The sequence below is a fragment of the Pararhodobacter sp. SW119 genome (genome assembly GCF_017811755.1).
Lineage (GTDB): Bacteria > Pseudomonadota > Alphaproteobacteria > Rhodobacterales > Rhodobacteraceae > Pararhodobacter.
In genome coordinates this window covers 1-4467 of the sequence record NZ_JADDJF010000109.1, presented here as the reverse complement: position 1 = coordinate 4467, position 4467 = coordinate 1, and the positions used below count along the sequence as shown (strand labels likewise).

The 4467-nt window shown below is 63.0% G+C and carries 5 protein-coding genes; 2 read left to right on the top strand and 3 right to left on the bottom strand.

Translation table 11 applies throughout. From position 1 onward, the window contains the following. The 3 genes from IM708_RS20410 to IM708_RS20400 form a co-directional block, all read right to left on the bottom strand. Positions 1–938, bottom strand: a 938-nt coding sequence (locus IM708_RS20410) for a cytochrome D1 domain-containing protein (RefSeq protein WP_209428398.1), incomplete at its 3' end; no start/stop codon positions are given. A gap of 263 nt (positions 939–1201) precedes the next feature. Then, positions 1202–1600 (bottom strand): hypothetical protein, encoded by a 399-nt coding sequence (locus IM708_RS20405; RefSeq protein WP_209428397.1) that lies wholly within the window; start codon positions 1598–1600, stop codon positions 1202–1204. Positions 1601–2560: 960 nt separating this feature from the next. Further along, on the bottom strand, positions 2561–3280 hold the full coding sequence (locus IM708_RS20400) for a helix-turn-helix domain-containing protein (protein WP_209428396.1): 720 nt from the start codon (positions 3278–3280) through the stop codon (positions 2561–2563). Positions 3281–3430: 150 nt separating this feature from the next. Between IM708_RS20400 and IM708_RS20395 the strand changes: the two genes are divergently transcribed. Both IM708_RS20395 and IM708_RS21640 read left to right on the top strand, forming a co-directional pair. After that, a complete protein-coding gene (locus IM708_RS20395) occupies positions 3431–3793 on the top strand; it encodes a tautomerase family protein (protein WP_209428395.1) in 363 nt (120 codons plus the stop codon). A 291-nt stretch (positions 3794–4084) separates the two neighbouring features. Continuing rightward, on the top strand, positions 4085–4213 hold the full coding sequence (locus IM708_RS21640) for a hypothetical protein (RefSeq protein WP_280861182.1): 129 nt from the start codon (positions 4085–4087) through the stop codon (positions 4211–4213). Positions 4214–4467 lie beyond the last annotated feature (254 nt).

Below are 4467 nucleotides of genomic sequence, written 5' to 3'. Positions count from 1 at the left end.
GCCCCGGTTTCGAGATCGATGATCGAGACCGTCTCCGAGGGCTGCTCGGCACTGCCTTCGTTGGCCACCAGCAGGCGCGCGCCGTCGCGCGTGGCGCCAAGCTGGATCGGCCACTCGCCGACCTCGTACCGTGCCGTCACCTCGCGGCTGGCGGTGTCGATTCTGGCCACCGCATTCGCGTCGCGCAGGGAAACGAAGACCGACCCGCCCTCGGTCAGAAACTCCACCTGAACCGGCGTTGGCCCGACCGGGATGCGCGCGAGTTCGGTTTGCTGCGCGGCATCGATCACCGAGACCGAGCCGTCTTGGACATTGGCAACATAGACCTCCTGCCCGTCGGGGCTGAGGCGGAGGCCGTGCGGATAGGCCCCGGTCTCGATCAGCGCCAGGCGTTTGCCGGTGGCGAGGTCGATGACCGCGACCGCATCCTGCCCGGCCACCGTCACGAAGGCCTGCGCACCGTCCGCATCCGTGACCACATGCGCCGGATGTGCACCAGCCGGAAAAGCCGCAACCGGCCCCGCCGCGAGATCCCGCGGATCGAGGATCACGATCTTGCCGTCCGCCTCGCTCCCATGGGAGGCGCCGTCACCCTGATCGTGGCCGTCTCCGGACCCGTGTTCATGATCGCCCCCGGCTGGATCGCCGACGGCAAGCAGCCAGCGCCCGTCCGCCGACAGGTCGACATTGTGCGGCGCGATGGGGATGGAAACGGTCGTGACCGAACCGTCCGAGAGGTCGATCCCGCTGATCGAGGCGCCGGCCTCGTCTGCGGTGAAGACGAAGCCGGCCAGTCCCGACGGCAACGTGTCGAGCCGGCTTTCCGCCAGCGGCGTGGCCTGCCCGTGGGAGGGCGAATGGGCCGCGGCCCCGCCAAGGGCAAAGGCACCGAAGCTTGCGGCCGTGGCGAGAAGGCGGATGTTATGAGTGAGTTTCATGTTCTGCATTCCTGATTTTCGATCTGAAGTTCGCTGCGGATTGGCGGCGGCCAGATGGCGAGGCGCCTGTCTCCCGTCATGGCAAGCATGCGTTCGAGAGCTCGAGCGTCGCGAATGCGCGCGATGGCAACACGAGACGACGTGCAAACGGTTCAGTTTGCTGAGATTGCCCGTCGCTACCTCGAGGAGGTGCCCCAGCGCGGGCGCAGCCCCTCGATCGCTCGCGTGCGGTCGTGTCGCTGATAGCCAGCCGGCGCCGCGGTTCAGATCGCCCGGGGTGGCCGGAACAGATCGTCCGGTGGATGCGAGACCATCGATCTATCGAACGAAGGGCCGCTTCTTTTCGGGTCTGTTCCCGCGCCAGCCAGTATCTCGAGGATCAAGGCCGCCGAGGCGCAACCGACCGCGCCGCATCCGCCCATCGTGGCATGGCTCGCATGATCGTGATGTTCAGCGCAGAACGGGCAGGCTTCCGTGGGGCCACCTGTCGCCGTTTGAGCGCCGTGCGACGCGTGGGCGTCGCGCATTTCGGCTTCGGTAAATCCCGCGGTGGGCTCACCGACTACGGTGTGACGCACACCAGACAAAGGGGCAAACACGATCAGCGCGATCACGCATAGCAGAATGCCGAAGACAGCGGCGCTCTGATGGCTGTTGCGCAAGGATCACTCCAGTCAGACGAGTTTCCGCGAGTATTGCTCTCGCTCACACATGGGCTCGGCATGCCGCGGTTTGCAACCCGCGGGCCGTCTGGGGTGACGATGTGACGCAGAAGGTGCAATGTACTCTCTGCACGTCACTAAAGGCAAAGCGAGTGGTCGGACCCGGGACGCCCGACCTTGTTCCGAGAAATGATCAGGAACTGGACTTGACCTCTACGGGTTCAGGTCTTGGTGCGAATTAATGCACTGAACGCCCGCTCACGCCGAGAGCAGCGCGAATGACCGGTCACGCGGAAACGGAAAGCCGCGCCTCAATGCCGGCAGGACTGGAACACTTCTGCTGCACGCGCGAAGCACACGGACGCACCGCGTCTCACACCAATGACCGCAAAGGGCTCCTCGCGCCACGCGGCAACCGGGCAAATCGCACTCAGAGGCGCAAGATGGAATGGCTGCTTCAGCCAGATGCCGCGATCGCACTGCCGCATCAGCATCCGTCCGCTCTCCGCCCAAACTGACCGCGGCGATGATCGAGAACTTCGCGGTTGCAGCATCAGCGGATACGACACGACCGGCCCACAGCCGCCATTCCGGCATCGATGGGCGCCAACCGACACCTGCCATTCGTAAGCGCGACGCCGACCACCTTCTGCCATTTCTGACCTGATCCGGTCATTCTGCGCGCAAACGTGCGGCGGAGGAGTTGGATTTGGAGAGAGACGGCAAAATGGGCGTCCATTTGGACGGCTCAAGGGGTGTTGGGGTTTCCCGGCTCGAGGTGATCGAGGGGCCCAGCGGGCGTCGGCGGCGCAAGAATGCTGAGCGGGCGCGGATCGCTGCGGAGAGCATGATGCCGGGTGTGAGGGTGTAGCGATGCGGGACGAAGCGGACTACTGATCTGTTGTATGGCTTCCCGATGCTTGAGGGGCCTGGCAGGCGAGCGACCACGGGACACATGCGTCAGACGACGCTCTCCCGCACCCGACCCGAAACTCCCTTCGCGATGTCTGCGAAGCTGCTGCGCACCAGCCATTTGGTCAGCGTACGCACCATCAGGTCGTTACCGGTGAGTGCAATCCGCCCCGCCTCAATCTCTGATTGGAAACTCGAATGCCCCATCCACGCCGAAGTCAGGGAGCGAAGATCAGAGACAACGTAGAGATCGACGTCGAACCTGGGGTCAGTGTAGCACAGGTCTGTCTCTTCGCCCGGCTTGGCAACCAGCCAGTAATTCGCTGTCTCGTTGGGCGGGTCATTCAGGATGAACTGTATGACGCACTTTTTCCTGGGGAGCTGCAACAGGTCGATCTCGCCGCGGATCTTCCACATCAGCAGGCGCGCATCGAGATCCTGCAAGGACACCTCACAATCGATGTTGCGGTGCGCCCATTCTCCGAGGCCACGGATCAGCGGCTCCAGCTCGTCAGCCAGCGGCGTCGTCAGGTACTCCGCATGGGCGCCCGGTCCGGCACCGCGTCGGGCGACGAGGCCATTGGCTTCCATCTCTTTCAGGCGTTTGGAGAGCAGCCCGGGCGACATGCCCGGCACGCCACGCTGGATCTCGTTGAAGCGGGTCGAACCGGACCACATCTCGCAAAGCAGCAACATTGTCCAACGTGGTTCCAGCAGGCTCGCCGCCATCGCGACCGGGCAAAACCTCGGGTAGTTCGAATCCGACATCGCCGCACCTCCGCTGTCAGCAAAGCACGGTGTCCTTGCCGCCGTCCACTTCAGAAAGTGTAGCGGGTTTCCTCCATTTTCTGAACTGGTTTAACCCCGTAACCGGTGAGAAGCTTCTCCCACAGAAGCGTCACATCTGGGGGATGAACAATGCCGGCGATGGATATCGAGGTGATCGAAGGGGTCTTCGATGACGCGCAGAAGGCAAATGTGATCGAAAAGGTGGCCAACGCGATGGTGGAAGTCGAAGGTGAGGGCACCCAGAACATCCGCCGCCATCCCGATGGTTCCATTGACTTCGACCACTACGACCGCATCGCCCGTGGCCTGCGTGCCCATGATCAGCGCGCCGCACTGGCACGGCTGGCACCACCCATGGTTCGGCTTCTGCGGAGCTTTGGTTCGCGACCGTCGGCGCGAATCCGCGCGATTTCGGGTCGTAGGAGCGTCGAACGAGGCAGAGTGAGACGCAGGCCGGTCCAACAAAAACCTGACAGACGTGCAGAGGGATGAGGGCAACGGAAAATGAGGGGGAAAGCATCAGAGCACCTCGCCGGTGCCTACTGTCGGCTCAGGGCCGCGCCTGTTATCCGACAGACCCGCAAGAAGGCGCTCCCCGACGATCTTTGAGTTTGCTCCGATCGAAGGATAGCGTCTTTTCATCGTCGTTTCAGTGGCGACCGCCTATCTCCTGTGAGCCGAACTCCAGCTCTCCGTGGAGGAAAAACAACCCAATTATCCACGAGAAAAAGCAGCAGCGTCGATAGACGGCGGCGTCTTCGAGGTTATTGGGGTATCCCGTCGGTGATCATCGGCCCGGGTTCGATCGTCCAGGCTCACCAGCGCGATGAGTTTGTGGAGGTCTCCCAGATCGACACCTGCCTGCAATTTCTCGATCGGCTCGGCGAGGTACTCGACGCAGAGAACGCGTGAGTGTTCGGTACCTTTACCCAGGGGTAATTCGGTCCGCGTCGGCGGATATTCTTGAGGCTGCCGTGCGATTTCACGCGATGGATCGACATTTCTGCGGTAGAGTGGAGCTATCCGTTCAAGGCGCGTTGAAACTGCGCCCGTGACCCTGCGTTCGAGGCGCCGGAAACTTCCGCAACCTTCTGGAGAGTTCCATGCCCGACCCTTTCGCCAACGTCGATGCCGCCTCCCCGGAACTTGTCGAGATGATCGCGGCC

Coding starts and splice junctions, on each gene's coding strand:
- IM708_RS20395 (WP_209428395.1), top strand. CDS start 3,431: ATGCCGGCGATGGATATCGAGGTGATCGAAGGGGTCTTCGATGACGCG.
- IM708_RS20400 (WP_209428396.1), bottom strand. CDS start 3,280: ATGTCGGATTCGAACTACCCGAGGTTTTGCCCGGTCGCGATGGCGGCG.